We start from the raw sequence: 18,854 nt of genomic DNA, 5'->3' as shown, positions 1-18,854 counted from the left end.
CAGGACCTCCGGCCTCCTCTTGTAACAAGCTTCTAGTGACCTAGCGAAACTGCGGGCTCTGATTCCTCTGCAGGTGCTACAGGTGCTACATAGGAAGAGAGTGAACGAACTGCTAGGCCTAAGCTAATGAGAATCAACACGGCCCCTAGCAAGAAGGGGGCACCTGGGAAATACAGCGGAGCTTTGGGGCCAGTATAGTAAGCAAACAAGTTGGTCATCAGGGGTGGCCCAATGATGGAGGTTAGGCTCATCAGGCTGGTGAGGGCACCCTGCAGCTCACCTTGCTGGTTGCCGGGCACCTGGCCCGAAATAATGCCCTGCAGCGCCGGCCCCGCAATGCCACCCAGGCAATACGGCACCAAAAAGGCAAACATCATCCAGCCTTTGGTGGCGAAAGCAAACAGCACAAAACCTACTGCATACAGCAACATGCCCAGGTACACGGAGCGCTTCTGGCCTAGCGCCGGGTTGATGCGCCGGATCAGCACACCTTGCACCAGGGCCACCAATAGCCCAATGGTTCCCAGCGAATATCCCACCCAGGTCTCATCCCACTTGAACTTCTCCATTACGTAGTACGTCCAGGCTGATTGCGTCGCGTGGGCGGCCACGTAGATAAACAGCAGCGAGGCCACCAGCCCCATAATTACGGGGTAGCGCTGCAGCATTCTCAGGGAGCCGATGGGGTTGGCGCGGGCCCATTCAAACGGGCGGCGCTTCTCCGCGGGCAACGACTCGGGGAGCACGAAGTAGCCGTACACCACGTTCAGAAACGTGAGGCCCGCCGCCACCAGAAACGGCAGCTGCGTGCCATGCTTGCCCAGTAAGCCCCCCAGCAGCGGCCCAATGATAAAGCCCAGGCCAAAGGCAGCCCCGATCATTCCGAAGTTTTGGGCCCGAGTTTCGGGCGTTGAAATGTCGGCGATGTAGGCTGAGGCCGTGGTGAAGCTGGCGCCCATGACGCCCGCAATCAGGCGCCCCACAAATAGCCAGGCAATACTCGGGGCGAAGGCCACCAGAATGTAATCGAGGCCAAAGCCCAGCAGAGACAGCAGCAGCACCGGCCGGCGCCCATACCGGTCTGATAAGTTACCCATTACGGGTGAAAACAGGAACTGCATCACGGCGAAGGCAAATACCAGCCATCCGCCGTAGCGTGCCGCATCGCTCACCGTGCCGCCCGTCAGGTGCTGGATCAGCCGCGGCACCACCGGAATAATGATGCCGATGCCCGTAACATCAAGCAGCAAGGTCAGGAAGATGAAGCCAAGCGCGGCCTTGCGAGGAGCTGCCATAGGAGAGAAGAGGCTGGGTGATTCAGCAAAGGTAGCCTAGTCAGGCTTGCTCCGCACTTTAAATCTGCCGGCTAGGCTGTAGGAGAGCCCATCAGAGCATGTGCAGGTTAGTGTCACATCAGCAGAAGCCGCTAGGCCAGTCGTACACGCCCAAGAAAGTCCTATCTGCGTCAGGATGGCGTGGCCGGGATGACAGTGTAGTGACCTCCCAGCGCACGTCAGAACTTTACTACCTCCTGCGTATCAAAGTAATAGAGCACGCATTGTACGTCCTGATACCCAAGCTGCCTGAAGAGCTCGGCGTACTTTAGTAGGGGCTGGCGGTGACGCGGTTCTGCGGGGGGAACCTTGAAATCAATAAGTGTCACGCGCTGGCGCCGACCATCGGGCGCAGCTTCGAACACGATCCGGTCGGGCTTGTAGTCCTGCTTGCGGGTGCCACCCACCAGTATTTCTCGCTCGGCCTCCGCCTGCACCTGAGGGCTGAAGTAGTGCGCCATATCGGGGTGGCCTACTACGCCCTGCAGCTTCTGTAGTAGCTCGGGGCGTTCCTTGGTGCTTACTAGGCCCTCTGCCACTAGCATAGCCGCCACGCGCTCCACATCGGTAGCTAGGTGCGTACGACGCAATGCATAGTGGAGCTTGCGGTTCCACTCGCGTAGCTCCTGCTGATCATCGAAGTCGAATACGGTGTTGGCGTGGCGCTTCAGTCGCAGGCGCTCTTCCCAAGGTGTGCTGGTAAGGTTGGTCAGGGGCAGGTCGTGGTTGGGCTTGATAGAAGCCGGGTTGATGGGAGGAGCCGTGTGCTGCCCATCGGCCACTACGTAGGCCATCTGCTCATCCTCCCACTGGCTGGTGCTGAGTAGATAACGATGCAGAATCTCGGCAACAGTTTTGGCGGGCTCCACCGGGGCAGGAGCTTCACCTTCCTTAGTCGCCTTCACTGGCCTAGGCTTCCGGCTGATGGCATACAACCGGTGGCGCGGCCGGGTGAATGCCACATAAAGCATGTTCAGGCCCTCCAAGAAGGTCTTTTCCAGCTCCTCTGTATACTGTTGGGCCAGCGGGGTGTGTAGTAGGGCTTGCGTTTGAGGTAGCACCGCTACGCCCGGCATTTGCGCTACAGGCTTCTCCGAGTCTTCGCTCAGGCGGCCCCAGAGCAGCGTACCCCGGTACGGCGTCAACGACCAATCGGCAAAGGGCACTATCACCACGCCGTAGGCCAGTCCTTTGGCCTTGTGCACAGTAGTGATGGTAATGGCATCGCGGCCGGCGGGGGCATTGATGCTGAGGCTACTCTTCTTCTGGTCCCAGTAGGCCAGGAAGTTGTTGAGGTTGTTGCCGAAGCGTAGGCTATACTCCAGCGTCAGATCCAGGAACCGGAACAAGTACTCTCGCTCGGCGGCCCGGTCTAGCAACCCGAACAGCCCAATCAGGCGCTCGGTCAGCTCATACAGGCCTAGGTTGCCGGTTTCCCGCTCCCGTACGTCGTATCCCAGGACACGCAGCTCGTCGAAAAACGGCAGTGCCGAGTCGGCGTTGGCTAGCTCTGCCCAATGGCGGGCCCGTTCTGGGGTGGGGTCGAGGCCGCGCACTACGCGCTCCGTGAGCAGCAGGGCTTCGGCCCTAGCCAGAGTGTCGGCGGGCTGGTTGAGCACCCGAAACAGGGCCACCAGCAGGTTAACCACCTCCGCAAACTCCAACGACAGCGAGTCGGCGGAGATAATGTCATAGCCGCGCTCTTTCAGGAACTTGGCTACCCGCCGACTATGGTCGCGGCGGCGGCAAAGTACCGCTACATCCTGCAGCCGAAACCCATCTGCCAGCGCTTGCTCTACTAGTTGCAGAGTGAGGTAGAGGGTACTTTCCTCGTAATCCAGCGTTTGGCCGACGGTGTAGCCTGGCAACAAGGCCGGCGTATACGTGCCAATGGCCGCATCATAGCGACAAGCAGGCGCGCTGTCTTCCGTAAACAACAGCTCTACGTGACCGGAAACTGCGCCGGCTTTAGGTGGGGGGGCTATTTGCTGAAAGCCCTCATCATAAATGCCTTGCACCAGCGGCAGCATGGCGTGCGACTGGCTGATGTGCGCAAACAGAGCATTGTTGAACTGAATGATTTCGCTGGCGGAGCGGTAATTCTTGTTCAGGTTAGCGGGCTCCAGGGCCTGGTCCAGCGTGAAGTAACGGTCAGCCAGCAGGCCCCGCAGCTCCTCGTCGGCAATGCGGCCGTAGAGGTGCTCCGTCTGGTTCTGGTAGAGGCGCAGGATCTGCTCCATCTCGCCTCCGCGCCACCGGTAGATAGCCTGCTTGGCATCGCCCACGGCCAGGCTCAAACTACCCGTAGAAACGGCGTTTTCCACCAGCGGAAGTAGGTTGTTCCACTGCAGCACCGAGGTGTCCTGAAATTCATCAATGAGCAGATGCTGGTACCGGTCGCCGAGGCGCTCATACAGGAATGGCACCGGCTCGCGCAGCACAATCTGGGCAATACGGCGGTTAAACTCTGCTATTAGCACCACGCCTCGGTCGCGGCTAAGCTGGTCCACGGCCTTGCTCAGCTCACTCAGCAGCGACACTTGAAAGAGGTAAGGCAGCATACCGGTCACCAGCAGGTAGTCAGGCAGCAGGTGGGCCCGGAGCTGTTCCATCTGCTCGTAGGCCTGGAGCAGCACCGGCTTAGCAGCATCCACGCGGGCCTTGTCGGCCGCGGTTTTTACTTTGCTGCTGTACCACTTGTCCTGCTCCACGGTGGCGCGCACGTAGCTATTAGCCTCCTTGTCGGGCTGCAGGCGCTCCTCCCATTTGGTCACGTAGCCCAGTAGGCCACTACGGCCCTGGTACAAGTCTGATTCAGAGATGCCGGCCGTCTCAATAGCTTCCTGAGCCACTTCGGCTACGGTTCGGAAGGCGGTTTCAATTTCGTCGCGGCGCTGGCGCAGGCCCTCGTGCAGGCGGCGGTAATCCTGCATCGAGAGCTTCTGTAGTTGCTCCACGGCCTCGTGCACCGGCTCGCTGAGCAAGAATTGTCCGAAGTCCACTAGCTCGGCGGGCAGGTTATTCCAACTACGGCCCTCATCGGCCTTCATCAGGGCAAAATCAGAAATGGTGCGTGAAAGTAGCGCCGCGTTTGGGTCACGATTCACGCGGTCCAGGAGGAGGGCCACAGCACTTTGCAGTACTGTAGCGCTGTCCAGCTCCACCTCAAACGTAGCAGGCAGGCCTAGCTCCCGCGTGAAAGCCGTTACAATGCGCTGCACGAAGGAGTCGATGGTGCTCACGCCAAAATCGGCGTAGTGGTACATCACCAGCCGGAAGGTTTTACTGGCTCGTTGGCGTAGTTCCTGCTGTCGCTCTTCCGGAGTCGGGAGGTATTCCAGCTTGCCCTCGTAGGCCAGTTCCTCGGCAATATCGGCCAGCAGCTGATCAGTTTCACCTTCCGGTGGGTACGCGAAACGCCGCAGTGCTCCAATAATGCGCTCCTTCATCTCGCCCGCCGCATCGTTGGTAAACGTAATGGCCAGAATCCGCTTGAAGTACGCCGCATCATCGGTGCCTAGCGCAAGCTTCAGGTATTCCTTGGTAAGCTGATACGTTTTGCCGGAACCGGCAGAAGAGGAATAAATGCGGAAAGTGGCAGGCATTGGGGTGGGGAACAACGGGTAATTGAGCAGTTGAAATGTGAAAGTGAACTGCTTGGTGCAACAGAGGAAGCGTAGTTATTCTTCCTCCTTGGCCTTTGGGGATGGAGCTTCCGTTTGGTTTTCAACTACGATTTTGGTCGCGCCGGCGCGCTCAATCATCACTTGCTTACCCACTTCCGTCAAATTGCGGCTCTCGTAAATCTTCATAGCCGTGGAAATGTCGATAGCCTGCCGGGTTTGCTCGTCCAGATCGAAGGTAAGCGTGATGAAGTTCAGATGCACGCCCAGTGGCTCAAGAACCTCATTTGACTTTGCCAGTAGGTTATTCTCAATTTCAGCTTGGTCGAGCTCTACAATGTCTTCATTCAGAAACAACGCCTTACTCACATCGCGAATGCGCTTATCAATGACCATATTTTCAGCTCCCTCAAACGCAGTAGGGCTAAGTGCTTCATCACTATCAGCGTGGGCATTCGCCTTGCCCAGGTACTTTGCTTGCCTGATAAAGGCTAGAGGATCAGTAATAGAATAATCGTAGTCAATGTGAATAGAAGCGCGTACCCGATCTTTCAGATTGGTGATAAATCGACTATCTCCCTGCATAGGAAAATTCGGAATAACCACTTTCATATAGCAGGGGTTCATAGTGCCCTTCGGCACAGCATCGCCTGCTGCTATCTTGCTCCAGTTCATGCCACAATCACTTGAGACTAATACCTGTTGATTAGACTTGGCATAATTGCAACCAGCTAGGACAGCCGCTACTACTAGGAGTAAATAGGTGCGCATAAGGAGGTGAAGAAACGTTGTATTTATGGTCAACAGGCAAGTTAATAGCTTGATGTAGCCTCACCCAACCGGCCCCCACAGCCTTTCCACCACATCCTGCTCTATCCGCACTGGCCGTTTCGTGTGCGGGTCTAGCAGTACCCACTGGGTTTCCGCCTCGCAGAGCAGCTTGTTATCGGCGGCCCGCTCAATGCGCACGAAGCGCTGACACTGGGCACCGCGCACCTCACCAATCCAAGTGGTGCAGCGTAGCTCTTCCCCCAGCAATGCCGGGTGGCGATACTGCACTCGGTGTTCTCGTACTACCCAAATGTACTGTTCCCGCTCGCCGGGCGGGTAGGCCGTTAGCCAGTGCTCTCCGGCTGTATCCTGCACCCACCGCACGTACTGCACGTTGTTGACGTGATCTAGCTCATCAATATCCTGGGGCTGCACCGTAAGGAGGCGTGAGAATCGGAAAGCAGGAGTTTGCATGAATGATAAGGTAGGAGGGGAGAGCCAGGAGATGACCTAAACCCAGCGAAAATTACTGTTCAAGCACTCCACAAGCCCACCAAAGCACTTGTTTTGAGGAGCTTGAAGCCACAAATAAAGCGCTAAAACACGGCACAAAGCCCAGTTTTTGGTATAAAATCAGGGCATGATAGTACTGTATATGGTTAATCTAAAAGATAGTACTATCTTTGAAGCAGGTTTAAGAAAATGTAGTGAACAAAGTCCTGTTGAGCACTCCCCCAAGGAGGGTAAGCAGAGTTGAGAACTGCTTATCTTAAAAAATCATCTATCACAAAAGTACCATGCAGACAGGAACTGTAAAATTCTTCAACGAAACCAAAGGCTTTGGTTTCATCAAAGTGGACGAGACCGGCGAGGACATCTTCGTACACGTAAGCGAGCTGATCGACGAAATCCGCGACAAAGACAAAGTTGAGTTCGAAATTGCTCAAGGCCGCAAAGGCTTGAACGCCGTGAAAGTGAAGCTGGCTTAGTTTCATCCTTCAACGGATAGATTTTAAAAAGCAGGTCCTCTAAAGGGCCTGCTTTTTTTGTGTTTGCCCTAGCACTGGCCTAGGCCAGGGTATCGGTAGTTTAGAAGCTCTATAGCGAAACCAGGGCAAGCGTAGTACGTAAAATTGGACCAGATCAGACTTTGGTTCAAAGCGTATGATTACAGCGGGTAATAGGATTATCAATATTTCTTCTTACCTTTGCAGCCGCATTTGAGAACGGCCACGTTCCGCGCAGCTACTGAGCTGCCTCTAAGAAACTTGTTGGGCCGGCTTTGTCTTCCGTCCGTTGCTTCCGTCACTTGTCGTTGTTGTTGAGTGGGAGAAGAGCGTCGCTGAATCCGCTGTTTTCAGAGCTATTGACTCCACTCCATCAACCTAGAAATGGAAAACGAAACGGAAAAAATGAAGTTCAGTGAGCTGACCCTCTCTGAAGAAATGCAGCGCGCCATTAGCGAGGTAGGGTACGAGGAAGCCTCCCCTATCCAGGCTGGCGCCATTCCAGTACTACTCTCGGGCCGCGATGTAATCGGCCAAGCCCAGACAGGCACCGGCAAAACCGCCGCCTTCTCTATCCCCGCAATTGAACTCATCAACACCGACTCGCGTGAGGTGCAGGCCCTGGTGCTATGCCCCACCCGCGAGCTGGCCGTGCAGGTTTCTGGCGAAATCCAGAAGCTTGGCAAGTATAAGCGCGGTCTGTCGGTAGTGCCAATTTACGGTGGCTCTTCTTATGATCGTCAGTTCCGGGCTCTTGAGCGCGGTGTGCAGATTGTAATTGGTACTCCTGGCCGCGTGATGGACCACATTGAGCGTGGTACCCTGAAGCTGGACAATTGCAAAATGATCATCCTCGATGAGGCTGATGAAATGCTGGACATGGGCTTCCGCGACGACATCGAGACGGTGTTGAAGAAGATGCCCGAGGAGCGCCAGACGGTGTTCTTCTCCGCTACCATGAGCAAGCCGATCATGGACCTGACGAAGCGCTACCAGAAGGAGCCCCAGATCGTGAAGGTAAACCATCAGGAAATGACGGTTACCAACATCGAGCAGAGCTACTTTGAAGTGCGTGGCCCGCAGAAGAAAGACGTTCTGACGCGCCTTATCGACATGTACAACATCAAGTCGGGCATCGTCTTCGCTAACACGAAGCGCATGGTTGACGAGATTGTAGGTGATTTGCAAGCCAAAGGCTACTTCGCCGAAGGTCTGCACGGCGACATGGGCCAGCAGCAGCGCCAGAACACGCTCGATAAATTCCGCAAAGGCACGCTGGAAATCCTGGTGGCTACCGACGTAGCCGCCCGCGGTATTGACGTGGACAATGTGGAAGTAGTAGTAAACTACGACCTGCCCGCCGACGAAGAATACTACGTGCACCGCATTGGCCGTACTGGCCGCGCTGGCAAGCAGGGCAAAGCCTTCACTTTCGTGAGCGGCCGCGACATCTATAAGCTGCGCGACATCATGCGCTTCACCAAAGCCACCATCAAGCAGGAGCGCGTGCCGTCCTTCGAAGATGTGTCGGAGGTGAAAACCACGCTGATGCTGGGCTCTATTAAAGAGGTAATCGAGAAAGGTAACCTTGATAAGTACATCGCTCGCGTACAGCGCCTCATCGATCAGGACCAAGAAGACGGTGTAACATCCTTGGATGTAGCCGCGGCCCTGCTCAAGATGACCATGAAGGAAGATAAGCGCGCTCAGGAAAGCCTCGACGCTAGCCGCACCCAAGGTGCTGCGCGCCCCGGCTTCACGCGCCTCTTCGTTACCATGGGCAAGAAGGACCGTCTGCACCCCCGCGACATCGTTGACCTGATTGCTGAGAATACTAGCCTCTCCGCTGGTAAAGTAGGCGACATCGCCCTCTACGACAAGTTCAGCTTCGTGGAAATCCCGAACGAGTTTGTGGAGGAAGTTATCAGCCAGCTGGGCCGCAGCACCATTCAGGGCCGTCCGGTAGCCTTCAATATTGCTACTCCTCGCCAAGAAGGTGATGCGCAGCAAGAAGGTGGTAACCGTGGTGGCTTCGGTGGCGACCGTCCACGTCGGGGCCCAGGTGGGTTCGGTGGCGGCGAGCGTCGCGAAGGTGGTTTCGGCGGCAACCGTGGTGGCGGTTCCTACGGGGGCAACCGTGGTGGCTCCTACGGCGACCGTCGGGAAGGCGGCAGCTACGGCGGTAACCGCGGCGGTGGCTCCTACGGTGGCGGTGAGCGCCGGGAAGGTGGCTTTGGCGGCAACCGCGGTGGTGGTAGCTATGGCGGTAACCGCGGTGGCTCCTATGGTGGTGGCTACAAAGGCCGTCGCGACGGTGGTGACGAATAGTATATTCTAATGCAATGTTCTCCGCTACGTAGCGGAGCACCAGCAAACAAAAAGGCCACTCTATAGAGTGGCCTTTTTGTTTGCTGGTGAAGCAATGAAGTATTCCTGTTGAGCTTAAGAGCAACCATTATGAGTAGGCTATCCACTCAACGGGATACTGTAGGGCTATTTGGCAGCGTCGCGCAGGTTGCGGATTTCGTCGTGGCCTTGCTTAATGCCAGCAGCTTGCTTTTCAATCAGCGACTTCAGCTCGCTCGGAACGTCCTGCAGCTGCTGAGCTGTTTCGTAAGCTTTTTTAGCGTAGTCTTCGCCCCGCTCGCACTCAGCCAGAATGCTATGGCGGTCTTTACCCGTTACCAAGCCTTTCAGGTTAATGAAAGCACGGTGCACCGTACCGGTGATAGATGACTCTTCTTGTGGATGCAGATTCAGCTTGTGCATCTGATCTTCCAGCTCCGTGATATACTCAGAGCGTTGAGCAGCATATTTTTTGAATACTTGCTTCAGATCAGGATCTTCTACATCAGTTAATGCTTCAGTGTAACCACGCTGGCCGTCTTTCAGAGTTTCGAGAAGTTCGTTCAGACCGGCTTGGAGTGCTTTAGAGTCCATGTGGAGAGCAGTTTTGGTGTTTAGGAAAGGAATAATTGTGGTTTCCTTTACTCCCAAACAGCAAGTAGGGTTGCGAGGCGCTGATACAGTGCACGAGTGAGGGAAGGGAATGAGCGAAGTGGCCTAGCAGCATAGCCCCGAAGCAGCATAGTGAGAGGGTAATTCAATTATGTATTAAATAAAACCCCCAACGGGGCGACACCTATCGATGCACAAGCAGTGTCGCCCCGTTGGGCTTTTTCTATAGCCTATCTGTTGTCGACAGGCCTACTACCTGGGCTGAACCAGTATGCTAGGCCACTTCACTCAAGCTCTCATGCATTGATCCCATGGCCCGGCCGGCGAGGAATCCGGTAGTCCAGGCGGCCTGAAAGTTAAAGCCGCCAGTGATGCCGTCGATGTCCAGCACCTCTCCGGCGAAGTGTAGGCCAGGTACGCGGCGGCTTTCCATAGTTTGCATGTTCACCTCGCTAAGCACGATGCCGCCGCAGGTAACAAACTCATCCTTGTATGTGGTTTTGCCCCGAACTGGCAGGGCCGTGCGGAGCAGTCCTTCTATTAAACGGTTCTGAAGTTTAGCGGGCAGCTCACTCCAGCGTGTTTCTGGCCCAATGCCCGCCTGCTCAGCTAGGGTACGCCACAGGCGCTGGGGCAAACCAAAAAGGGGGTTGTTGACTACGCCCTTTTTGCCGTTTTGCTCCCGAAACTCCAGCAGCCACTGCCGCAAGGTCTCTTCGGTGTGTTGCGGTATCCAGTTGACCAAGGCAGTGCTTTGGTACTGCAAATCATGGAGGCGGCGGGCGCCCCAGGCGGAAAGCTTCAGTACGGCCGGACCGCTGAGCCCCCAGTGCGTGACTAGCACCGGGCCTTCGTACTCCAGCTTCTCACCGGCTACGCGCACCCGTGCCTGCGGCACACTCACGCCCGGCAATTCGCGTAGGGGCGAGTCGGGCACGTTGAAGGTGAACAGGCTGGGGACGGGCTCCTGAATAGAGTGGCCTAGCTGCCGCAGCCACGCATATTGGTCGGCTTTAGGTGCCCCACCGGTTGCAATAAGCAGACGCGCTACTTCCAGGGTTTGGGCATGCGGACCGGTAAGCGTAAGGCGAAATCCACCTTCAGGTAGGGGCTCAATATGCTCGGCCTGAGTATGCAGCAGGATCTGGACGCCAGCACGGTGAGCGGCATCCAAAAGACACTGGGCAATGGTTTCGGAGGAGTCAGTAGTGGGAAACATACGACCATCGGGCTCAGTTTTGAGCCGTACGCCGCGGCGCTCAAACCAGCGCACCGTATCAGTTGCTCCAAATTGCTTAAAGGGTTCTTTAAGCTGCTTCTGACCCCGCGGATAGTGCTGCACGAGCTGAGCGGGCGTATCTGCTGCGTGCGTTACGTTGCAGCGGCCTCCGCCCGAAATACGCACTTTGCTCAGCAGCTTACCCGTCTTCTCAATGAGGAGAACGCGCAGATGGGGATTGGTTTCGGCGCAGGTAATGGCCCCAAAAAAGCCCGCTGCTCCACCCCCGATAATAGCTACTGTTTTCTTCTCGGCTTTCACGCTGCAAAGGTACGACTCCCCTGCGCGAGTACCATCTAACCAAACGTTTTACTAGGCTGAAAGAGTGGAAAATAACCGTTGCTGACCCTACTCGCTAATTAGGATTAACCAGACAGGAGTGGCCTACCCGAGTGTTGCCAGCACATCATCGTGCTGAAAAGTATAGCCCGTTAGTTTCCGGACCAAGGTGCTGTCGATGAGCTTGCCACCGGCCGACTCTGGCAGAAACGTAGGTGGCTGCAGGCCTAGACGGGCGGCCGCTTGGGGGTAAAACTCGCGGCGCGTTGGGTGATTGGCCGCGCAGGCGTTGAACGTGTGCCCCCAAATTTCCAGCTCAATAATGTGGCAGAGCAGGCCTACGCAATCATCCAGATGAATAAGGTTGACGGGAGCATCTCCCTGCGGTAAATCTTGGCGGCCCGCTAAGAAGCGGCCCGCTGCCCGGCCGGGCCCCAGTAGGCCACCCAACCGAACCACCGTGTGGTGAGGAGCGGGGAAAAGGGCCTCGGCTCGCAGCAGTGGCGCGGCGGCATCAATAGCGGCTTGAGCATCGGTTTCGCGCATGGCGCGGGGCTCATCGGGGTACACACCTGTGGTACTCACGTATAGAATGTGCTGCACCCCAGCATGGTCAGCGGCCTCCACTACGGGCTGAAGAAGCTCAGGGTAGGCCTCGGCTGAACCGGCCGCCCGCGAAGGCGGAATGTTGAGCACTAGCACATCCACCTCCTGCAGCATCGCGCTCAGCGTATCGGCATCAATAGGAGAGAGCTTGGCGCTGAGGCGTAGTAAGAAAGGCCGGATACCAGCATCCCGCAATGTGAGTAACTGGAGGGGAGTGGTAGTGGAGCCATGCACCCGGTAGCCTTCCTTTACCAGGGCTTGGGCCAAAGGCAGGCCTAGCCAGCCGCAGCCCAGTACGGCAACAGTTGGCAGCGACGAAGAGTGGAAGGAAGCAGCGGCGTTGGTCATGTGAGGGTAAAGGTGGCAAAAAATCTTTCTTACACAAGAAGCGCCCCCTGGAAAGCCGGATGCTCTATTTTGCGGTTGCTTGAAAAGTTAGCTGTAGTAACATGACCAATTCGTATCGTTTGTACGAGGACCTTCGGGATGACTTTGAAGCTCGTATTCGAATTCAAACCAAGGAGGAAGGAAGCCATAATCTGCCGCCTTAAAATGGTATCCGCTGGGATTTTCAGTACCCGGTAGGCGAATATTCTAGGGGATGCTTTGCGATTTACCCCGACTTCTTCTACCCAGAAACCAGAAATACTTGGCATGAACTGCCCATGGCAATAGATAAGTGGTTGTTTGCTCGTATGTACTGCATCTTCCCCGAATTCCGCCTGAAGGTGCATCAGAAGCTGGTGCGCCCTGGTACCTCGTTTCACTGTGTAGAGGGCAACCACATTGTAGCTGAAGGTACAGTTACCCGAATAACTGGTTTATTTGAGGAGCGGTAGTAGCCATTGCTAATTTCCTCATTTCCTCATTTCCCACTTCCCACCAAGTCCTCTATGTCTTCTAGCCATCCTTACGCACAGCCTATGCTCCGCGATAATGCCCTGCAGGGCAAAACCATCGTTGTAACGGGCGGCGGCACTGGCCTAGGCCGCGCCATGACCACCTATTTCCTGCAACTCGGCGCCAACGTTGTAATCAGCTCACGCAAGCTGGAGGTACTGGAAGCTACGGCTGAAGAATTGCGCCAGCAAACCGGCGGGCAGGTGCTGGCCGTGCAGTGCGACGTGCGCAAATACGATGAGGTAGAAAAGCTGCTGCAAAAAACCATTGACACCTTTGGCGGCGTAGACGTGCTGCTCAATAACGCGGCCGGTAACTTCATCAGTCCCACGGAGCGCCTCAGCCACAAAGCGTTTGATGTGATTGTGGATATCGTGCTGAAGGGCTCTTACAACTGCACCCTGGCTTTCGGCAAGCGCTGGATTGCCGACAAAAAGCCTGGTACCATTCTCAACATAGTAACCACCTATGCCTCAGTTGGCTCGGCGTACGTGGTGCCTTCGGCGGCGGCTAAAGCCGGCGTGTTGGCCCTGACTCGTTCTTTGGCCGTTGAGTGGGCCAAGTACGGCATCCGCTCCAACGCCATTGCTCCTGGCCCATTCCCCACGGAAGGCGCCTGGAGCCGTTTATTCCCCGAGGCGTTGGCCTCCAAGCTCGACCCGGCCGCCAGCGTGCCACTCAAGCGCGTCGGCGACCATCAGGAGCTTGCCAACCTAGCGGCGTATATGGTTTCAGATTTCGCTGCTTATATGAACGGCGAGGTAGTCACCCTCGACGGTGGTGAGTGGCTCAATGGAGCCGGCGAGTTTAACAAGCTCGAAGCCATTCCGGCCCCCATGTGGGATGAAATCGAAAGAACTATGCGTCGCTAAATCACGGAGTTAGCCGAACCAATAGAAAGCAACAGGCCGCCGGATCATATCCGGCGGCCTGTTGCTTTCTAACAAAGTAAGGTGTTTAGAATTTGTACCCTTTAAAGTTTTTGGTAAACTCTGCTGCCGGAATGGGCTGGTTGGGAATTACGTCAGAGAATTCAAATTTTTCATACAGGCCTTTGTCGTCGTGTACTTGCACCACTAACGGGAGCATCATTTTCTGGTCAATGCACAAGACTACGCGGCGGCCGTAGGCGTTCGGCACCTGTAAGGTCCGGCCAGCAGGTACCGTGGCACCAGCACTTAAGTCGTTGCGCTCCAGAATGCGATATTCGCCGCACCCAAACTTGTCTGAGATGGAGGTAACTGTTTCGGGTTTGGTAGTTTTGTAGGCCACGTAGCGGAACTGAGGGTAGGACGCACGCAGGATGTAGGCCTGTCGGCCGGCAATGGTGGTGTCGCCGTCGTAGCGGAACGTCTTCTCGAAGGAATGGTCGAGGCGCTGTTTGGAGCCGTGGAGCATCTCGGCAATGGTGCCATAGCCAGCATCTAAAGCGCTATGGTGCTGGTTCTTGCGCATAAGGGAACCCAGCGGATCGAGGTTGAGTGTGACGTACGGAAAGCTATTAGGATAGACCATGGCGTCGCCGTTGTTCTGGCCGGTCACCCAGAGTACTTCAACTCCTTTCTGATTGCGCAGATAGACTTTATAAGGGTTAAACGCCATTTTCATGACGGTGTGCGCCTGTTGGTAAGAGCTGCCTATGCGTTCTTTTGCCCGCACCGTGCACCGCAGGGTTTTGAGGTTGTTGATAGCCGAGCTTAAGTTGGTAATCAACTGATCGGTGGTAAGCTTTTCGCTGGGAGCCGGTGCGGCGGCTGATACAGATACCAGGGTTGCTGCCGCGGCTGAGAGCCGAAAAAGAGAATTCATAGGAGAGCGTAATGGATAAGGTAGGTGTGGGAAGTGGCCTAGCAGTGTGCACAAACCGGGCCGGAAGCAAGGAGAGTGGACGGTGTGATAGGGTGGCAGTGAACTGACTGTGCTGCAGCCGGGTAGCCTGAATAAGGCTAGTACGCTGGCCTAATTCAGGCTGATACGAGGAAAGCGGCTGGCAGCACTGTCGAAGATGAATAATTCATCAATCTCTACCTCTCGTAAATAACGATAAAGCGGGAACTGTTCCACAATCGACTTGATAGCCGCACCGTGTTGCCCATTCATCGTAACCCACCCTCGGCTGCGGTCAGCGCTAATGGCGTAGGCTTCAATGATGTTATCTTCCAGGAGTTGGTTGATAAAGGCACGGTGGCGCGGGATGAGGGCAATGAATTCCTCCTCAAAGGCATCGGGCAGACGAAATGAAACGACGAATTTGGCCATAATATCACTCTACTGCCTTAACGCCCAACGAGCAGGAAAGTTGAGTGAAACAGGAGAGTGTAACTTTTTCGAGGCTTGGGGAGAATACAGGCCATGCACTTCTCCGTTATTACCCCAACCTACAACCGGCTGCAGTTTCTGCCCGAGACGGTAGCCAGCGTGCGAGCCAGCGTATCGGCTCCGCTTGACTTTAGCTTCGAACACCTAATCTGCGAAAACGCCAGCACTGACGACACCGCACAGTGGCTGCACTCCGAGACTTCGAAAGAAGGCGTGCCGTTACGGGTGCGCACCCAGGCTACCAAACTGCTACCCGGTCCTGCCCGCAACCTAATAATCCGCCAGGATGCGCCCGCCGACGGGTGGCTGGTGCCGCTCGATGACGACGACGTACTGCTGCAACGCGCCCTTTACCATTATGCCGCTCAAATTCAGCAGCACACCGCACAACCGTGGTTTGTGGCTGACTTTCTGCGCGTTGATGAGGAGCGCCGCTACCTGCCCAGCGAAGACTACTATGCCTGGAAGTTTGATACGCCCGCGGAAATGCTCCGGGCTATCTTCAAAGCTGAGCACTTTATTCAGGGCAACGTGTGCTATAGCCGCGCCTTATTTGACGAGGTAGGCGGCTACGACGAGGAAATTGAAATGGCCGAAGACCTAGACCTGTACGTGCGCTTCCTGCTGGCCGGGCACCTGCCTGTTATTTGCCCTCATGTAAGCCATTTGCACCGTTTCCATACCAACAACGTGAGCATTGGGGTAGATGCCGACAAACACGGCGCCGACCTGCGAGTGATTTACGATAAGTACGCCCAACAGCTGCAAGCACTTGGCGTTGAGCGCCCAGGCAAGTAGTGGCCTAGGCCACTAAAAAAGGTGTTCTGAGCAACAGGAGCATTCCAAGCGGTGGCCCAGCCACTTCTTGAACTCCTATTGCTCAGAATATCTTTTTTACTGCTTAACAACCACTCCTCCCTTCATTACCAAGCGAACTTGGCGCAGGACTTTAATGTCCTGTGTAGGGTCGCCGGGCACAGCAATCAGGTCGGCGAGGAGGCCGGGCTGGATACGCCCGCGGTCGGGGAGTTGGAATAGGCGGGCATTGGTGCTGGTGAGGCCGCGCAGTACTTGTAGTGTCGGTAGGTCGAAGTCCTGCACCAACTGCTCTGCTTCGCGTAGATTGTCGCCGTGAGAAAAAACGCCTACGTCGCCACCAATGGCTATTTCGACACCGCTTTGCTTGGCCGCTTTCATGCTCTGACGCTTCTGCTGCAGGCGTTCTGGCTCGGGGTCCTGGCCTTTGCGCCAACCGCGGTACTGTGAAATGGCGTCGCCAGCGGCCACGGTGGGGCAGAGGGCTACGCCACGCTGCTTCATCAGCTTAAACACTTCCGGCGTACCCGCGTCGCCGTGCTCAATGGTTTGCACGCCCGCCAGTGCAGCGCGGCGCATACCTTCGGGCGTGCTGGCGTGGGCCACCACTGGCCTACCGGCACTGCGGGCGGTTTGCACAATCAGATTGAGCTCATCCTGCGAAAACGTGGCCCGGCTGGGCTCATTGGCCCCCCAGCGGTAGTCGGCGTACACCTTAATAATATCGGCGCCCTTGCCAATCTGCTCCCGCACCGCCCGGATGATACCGTCCACGCCATCGGCCTCCTGGGCGCCCTGGGGCACATCTACATCAGCGGAAAGCTTGGGGCCGTAGCTGCCCGTGGCTACCAAAGCTCGCGTGGCTACCAGCAGGCGCGGGCCCGGAATCAGGTTCTGGTTGATGGCTTGCTTGAGGCCTACGTCGGCGTAACCGGCGCCTTCGCTGCCCAGGTCACGCGCCGTAGTGAAGCCAGCCTCTAGGGTGCGGCGGGCATGAGCCGTGGCCCGAGCCACCCGCAACGCCTGCGACTCTTGTAGTACTTGGTCGTTCCAGGGGGTTTCATTGTAGGGGTGGAGCAGCATGTGGCTGTGGCCCTCAATGAGCCCTGGCAGCACTGTAAGGCCCGGCAACTCTAGGGTGCGTGTACCAGTAGGTGCGGTGAGCTGGGCCGAGGGGCCTACGGCTTTGATCTTGTCGTTTTCTACCAGCACAGACCAACCAGCGTGCATAGTCTCGCCGTCGAAAACGGCGGCAGGACGGAGGAGAATGGGAGTTGACGGAGGCGCAACTGTTTGGGCTAGGCCAGTCAAGCCGGAGAAGAGTAGGGTAGTCAGGAGGGGAAGGCGCACAGAATGAGGAAAAGAGCGGGTTGAGAAGGTTACTACTGTAGCCACAGCCTCAAGGGTTACTCACCTGGGGAGTGGCTTTTCTGCTGATCCTTGGTGATTTTGTCGAAGGCTTTTCTGGTGAGAAAGGTCAGTTGTCGCTTCGGCAAATCGAAGATCGAAACATACTCATTGCTCATAACTAAATGCTGCTTGGCCGGGAGGGCATCTTGGTACAGCAGCAAGGAGCAGATATCCGTGGGGGTGATGTACGGATGAGCTGGTAAGTGGCTGTGCATGCCGGCTTCTATCGTCTGACCTCCCTCTGGTACTCGCATGGGGATGTAGCTATTATGCAGGCGCTCTATTTTGCTAAGCTTGCCGGCAGAAGTAAAGCTCATCAAGAAGTCGTTGCCGATGGGTAATACCCCTCCTTCCTGAGGGCCCGTCAGGACGTAAGCCCGAGCTGCTTGATTGTCATCAAGGATTACCACATTGGGGCGGGTGTTTTCCGGGAAGCCATAAGCAGATTTCAAGAGCTTATGCGACTGTAGCTCATCCATCACCAGCAGGCGCAGCGCAAAAAGGCGCTCTTCCCGGGCCGAAACAGGCCTAGCACTAATGTTCCGGCCGGTAGCAGGGAGAATAGAGGTGCGAGCAAACGTAAAACCGTACTTTACAGCAATGGCCTGTTTGTCAGGGGCCTGGTGAAGAAAGATGGTGCTTATGGAATCTTGGTGTGCATAAGTCAGGTAGCCCACCACGCCGGTCATGTCCGGCTGACGAGCCATTAGCAGGTCCGTTGCAATCCAGGAGGCTCGCTCCGATTCATAAAGTGCTAGGCCTTCGCGAAGTATTTCCTGCGCTAGGAGTTGCGTTTTTGTAGTTTGGGCCGTGGCTTGCTGCCAACCGCCAAGGCTACATAACACTGCGATTAAACAAGAATACTTCATGGTAAGCTATAAGGCTACTGTTGCCAATAATGGAAGTGAAATTGAGTAGAGAAGAGTAGTGGAAGAGGCCTAGAAAATGCATTTCTCAGAATTTCCACCATGCCCGGAGCGCAGGTTCTGGCAGACCAATTACCCGGCGCAAAACATAGGCAATCTGCTGAGCAATATTCTCAGCTTCAACTTCCAAAAGAAACAACTGACTGGCATCTGCCAACTCCAGGTACAGGATACCAGCATATCCTGAAGGCTCTACGCCTACGGCTCGCACTTCGTCAAAGGATAGTAATCTATCTCGTTCAACCTCCCGACGATATAAATCACTGAGGTGTACAACTAAAACTTGTCGAGCTCCAGTATCAATTCGTACGTCGTTGTGTAAGCTTAATGCATTGAGATTAACAGATCTCCACCGCTTTTCGCCCCATATTAGTAGCCCAAAAATGGCCAGCCAAATAAGCATAGAATAGGCTTCCTGTTTGAAGCTTATAAATGTCCAGATACTGGCAAATGCTCCAAAATATAGATAGCCAGCTCTTTTTTGCTTTGATGTGGTAGGGTGCCAACGAAAACGTATTTCCGTCCGAAAATGCTGACAGGTTATAGAACTAGCTGACTCAGCGAGGTTTCGACTGATTTGCTTTAAATGTGGATATACTGAAAGAAGGCTCATGAAGCCATATAAA

Annotated in this window: 17 protein-coding genes; 5 read left to right on the top strand and 12 right to left on the bottom strand. The window is 55.6% G+C overall.

The window, feature by feature from the left end:
- Positions 1–32 precede the first annotated feature (32 nt).
- The 4 genes from EU557_RS14250 to EU557_RS14235 form a co-directional block, all read right to left on the bottom strand.
- Positions 33–1,295 (bottom strand): TCR/Tet family MFS transporter, encoded by a 1,263-nt coding sequence (locus EU557_RS14250; protein WP_135531138.1) that lies wholly within the window; start codon positions 1,293–1,295, stop codon positions 33–35.
- Positions 1,296–1,513: 218 nt separating this feature from the next.
- Positions 1,514–4,939, bottom strand: a complete 3,426-nt coding sequence (locus tag EU557_RS14245; RefSeq protein WP_135531137.1) for a UvrD-helicase domain-containing protein — start codon at positions 4,937–4,939, stop codon at positions 1,514–1,516.
- Positions 4,940–5,014: 75 nt separating this feature from the next.
- On the bottom strand, positions 5,015–5,728 hold the full coding sequence (locus EU557_RS14240) for a hypothetical protein (protein WP_135531136.1): 714 nt from the start codon (positions 5,726–5,728) through the stop codon (positions 5,015–5,017).
- Positions 5,729–5,788: 60 nt separating this feature from the next.
- Positions 5,789–6,202 carry an acyl-CoA thioesterase gene (locus EU557_RS14235; protein ID WP_135531135.1) on the bottom strand — a complete coding sequence of 138 codons (414 nt, stop codon included), beginning with the start codon at positions 6,200–6,202 and terminating at the stop codon, positions 5,789–5,791.
- Between the two features lie 323 nt (positions 6,203–6,525).
- Here EU557_RS14235 and EU557_RS14230 point away from each other — a divergent pair, with 323 nt between their 5' ends.
- Positions 6,526–6,717, top strand: coding sequence for a cold-shock protein (locus EU557_RS14230; RefSeq protein ID WP_088841860.1), 192 nt, complete (start codon positions 6,526–6,528; stop codon positions 6,715–6,717).
- Between the two features lie 402 nt (positions 6,718–7,119).
- Positions 7,120–9,063: a DEAD/DEAH box helicase gene (locus EU557_RS14225; protein WP_135531134.1), complete on the top strand. Its 1,944-nt coding sequence runs from the start codon at positions 7,120–7,122 to the stop codon at positions 9,061–9,063.
- A gap of 165 nt (positions 9,064–9,228) precedes the next feature.
- Here the strand turns inward: EU557_RS14225 and EU557_RS14220 are convergent, their stop codons facing one another.
- From EU557_RS14220 to EU557_RS14210, 3 genes are all read right to left on the bottom strand, one after another.
- Entirely contained in the window at positions 9,229–9,675 is a 447-nt protein-coding gene (locus EU557_RS14220) for a PA2169 family four-helix-bundle protein (RefSeq protein ID WP_135531133.1), read from the bottom strand.
- A gap of 292 nt (positions 9,676–9,967) precedes the next feature.
- Positions 9,968–11,233 (bottom strand): BaiN/RdsA family NAD(P)/FAD-dependent oxidoreductase, encoded by a 1,266-nt coding sequence (locus tag EU557_RS14215; RefSeq protein WP_167855216.1) that lies wholly within the window; start codon positions 11,231–11,233, stop codon positions 9,968–9,970.
- Between the two features lie 123 nt (positions 11,234–11,356).
- A complete protein-coding gene (locus EU557_RS14210; RefSeq protein ID WP_135531132.1) occupies positions 11,357–12,205 on the bottom strand; it encodes an NAD(P)H-binding protein in 849 nt (282 codons plus the stop codon).
- A 317-nt stretch (positions 12,206–12,522) separates the two neighbouring features.
- Here EU557_RS14210 and EU557_RS25525 point away from each other — a divergent pair, with 317 nt between their 5' ends.
- Positions 12,523–12,696 carry a hypothetical protein gene (locus EU557_RS25525; protein WP_167855215.1) on the top strand — a complete coding sequence of 58 codons (174 nt, stop codon included), beginning with the start codon at positions 12,523–12,525 and terminating at the stop codon, positions 12,694–12,696.
- 54 nt (positions 12,697–12,750) lie between these two features.
- Positions 12,751–13,629, top strand: a complete 879-nt coding sequence (locus EU557_RS14205; RefSeq protein WP_135531131.1) for an SDR family oxidoreductase — start codon at positions 12,751–12,753, stop codon at positions 13,627–13,629.
- Between the two features lie 85 nt (positions 13,630–13,714).
- On the opposite strand, the gene EU557_RS14200 is transcribed toward EU557_RS14205, so the two are convergent.
- Both EU557_RS14200 and EU557_RS14195 read right to left on the bottom strand, forming a co-directional pair.
- Entirely contained in the window at positions 13,715–14,566 is an 852-nt protein-coding gene (locus EU557_RS14200) for a LysM peptidoglycan-binding domain-containing protein (protein WP_135531130.1), read from the bottom strand.
- 150 nt (positions 14,567–14,716) lie between these two features.
- Positions 14,717–15,016, bottom strand: coding sequence for a hypothetical protein (locus tag EU557_RS14195; RefSeq protein WP_135531129.1), 300 nt, complete (start codon positions 15,014–15,016; stop codon positions 14,717–14,719).
- 75 nt (positions 15,017–15,091) lie between these two features.
- On the opposite strand from EU557_RS14195, the gene EU557_RS14190 reads away from it, so the two are divergent.
- Positions 15,092–15,874: a glycosyltransferase family 2 protein gene (locus EU557_RS14190; RefSeq protein WP_135531128.1), complete on the top strand. Its 783-nt coding sequence runs from the start codon at positions 15,092–15,094 to the stop codon at positions 15,872–15,874.
- A gap of 96 nt (positions 15,875–15,970) precedes the next feature.
- On the opposite strand, the gene EU557_RS14185 is transcribed toward EU557_RS14190, so the two are convergent.
- From EU557_RS14185 to EU557_RS14175, 3 genes are all read right to left on the bottom strand, one after another.
- On the bottom strand, positions 15,971–17,242 hold the full coding sequence (locus EU557_RS14185; RefSeq protein ID WP_425351949.1) for a metal-dependent hydrolase family protein: 1,272 nt from the start codon (positions 17,240–17,242) through the stop codon (positions 15,971–15,973).
- A gap of 56 nt (positions 17,243–17,298) precedes the next feature.
- Entirely contained in the window at positions 17,299–18,147 is an 849-nt protein-coding gene (locus EU557_RS14180) for a hypothetical protein (RefSeq protein WP_135531127.1), read from the bottom strand.
- Positions 18,148–18,256: 109 nt separating this feature from the next.
- Positions 18,257–18,841, bottom strand: coding sequence for a hypothetical protein (locus EU557_RS14175; RefSeq protein ID WP_135531126.1), 585 nt, complete (start codon positions 18,839–18,841; stop codon positions 18,257–18,259).
- Between the last annotated feature and the right edge of the window lie 13 nt (positions 18,842–18,854).

This window comes from Hymenobacter wooponensis (assembly GCF_004745865.1).
Classification (GTDB): Bacteria; Bacteroidota; Bacteroidia; order Cytophagales; family Hymenobacteraceae; genus Hymenobacter; species Hymenobacter wooponensis.
The sequence above is the reverse complement of the archived record's forward strand: the minus strand, read 5'-3'. Positions and strand labels throughout refer to the sequence as shown.

Bases quoted from the DNA above. Each gene is read 5' to 3' on its own strand.
- EU557_RS14250 (WP_135531138.1), bottom strand. From the start codon at position 1,295: ATGGCAGCTCCTCGCAAGGCCGCGCTTGGCTTCATCTTCCTGACCTTG.
- EU557_RS14245 (WP_135531137.1), bottom strand. From the start codon at position 4,939: ATGCCTGCCACTTTCCGCATTTATTCCTCTTCTGCCGGTTCCGGCAAA.
- EU557_RS14240 (WP_135531136.1), bottom strand. From the start codon at position 5,728: ATGCGCACCTATTTACTCCTAGTAGTAGCGGCTGTCCTAGCTGGTTGC.
- EU557_RS14235 (WP_135531135.1), bottom strand. From the start codon at position 6,202: ATGCAAACTCCTGCTTTCCGATTCTCACGCCTCCTTACGGTGCAGCCC.
- EU557_RS14230 (WP_088841860.1), top strand. From the start codon at position 6,526: ATGCAGACAGGAACTGTAAAATTCTTCAACGAAACCAAAGGCTTTGGT.
- EU557_RS14225 (WP_135531134.1), top strand. From the start codon at position 7,120: ATGGAAAACGAAACGGAAAAAATGAAGTTCAGTGAGCTGACCCTCTCT.
- EU557_RS14220 (WP_135531133.1), bottom strand. From the start codon at position 9,675: ATGGACTCTAAAGCACTCCAAGCCGGTCTGAACGAACTTCTCGAAACT.
- EU557_RS14210 (WP_135531132.1), bottom strand. From the start codon at position 12,205: ATGACCAACGCCGCTGCTTCCTTCCACTCTTCGTCGCTGCCAACTGTT.
- EU557_RS25525 (WP_167855215.1), top strand. From the start codon at position 12,523: ATGGCAATAGATAAGTGGTTGTTTGCTCGTATGTACTGCATCTTCCCC.
- EU557_RS14205 (WP_135531131.1), top strand. From the start codon at position 12,751: ATGTCTTCTAGCCATCCTTACGCACAGCCTATGCTCCGCGATAATGCC.
- EU557_RS14200 (WP_135531130.1), bottom strand. From the start codon at position 14,566: ATGAATTCTCTTTTTCGGCTCTCAGCCGCGGCAGCAACCCTGGTATCT.
- EU557_RS14195 (WP_135531129.1), bottom strand. From the start codon at position 15,016: ATGGCCAAATTCGTCGTTTCATTTCGTCTGCCCGATGCCTTTGAGGAG.
- EU557_RS14175 (WP_135531126.1), bottom strand. From the start codon at position 18,841: ATGAGCCTTCTTTCAGTATATCCACATTTAAAGCAAATCAGTCGAAAC.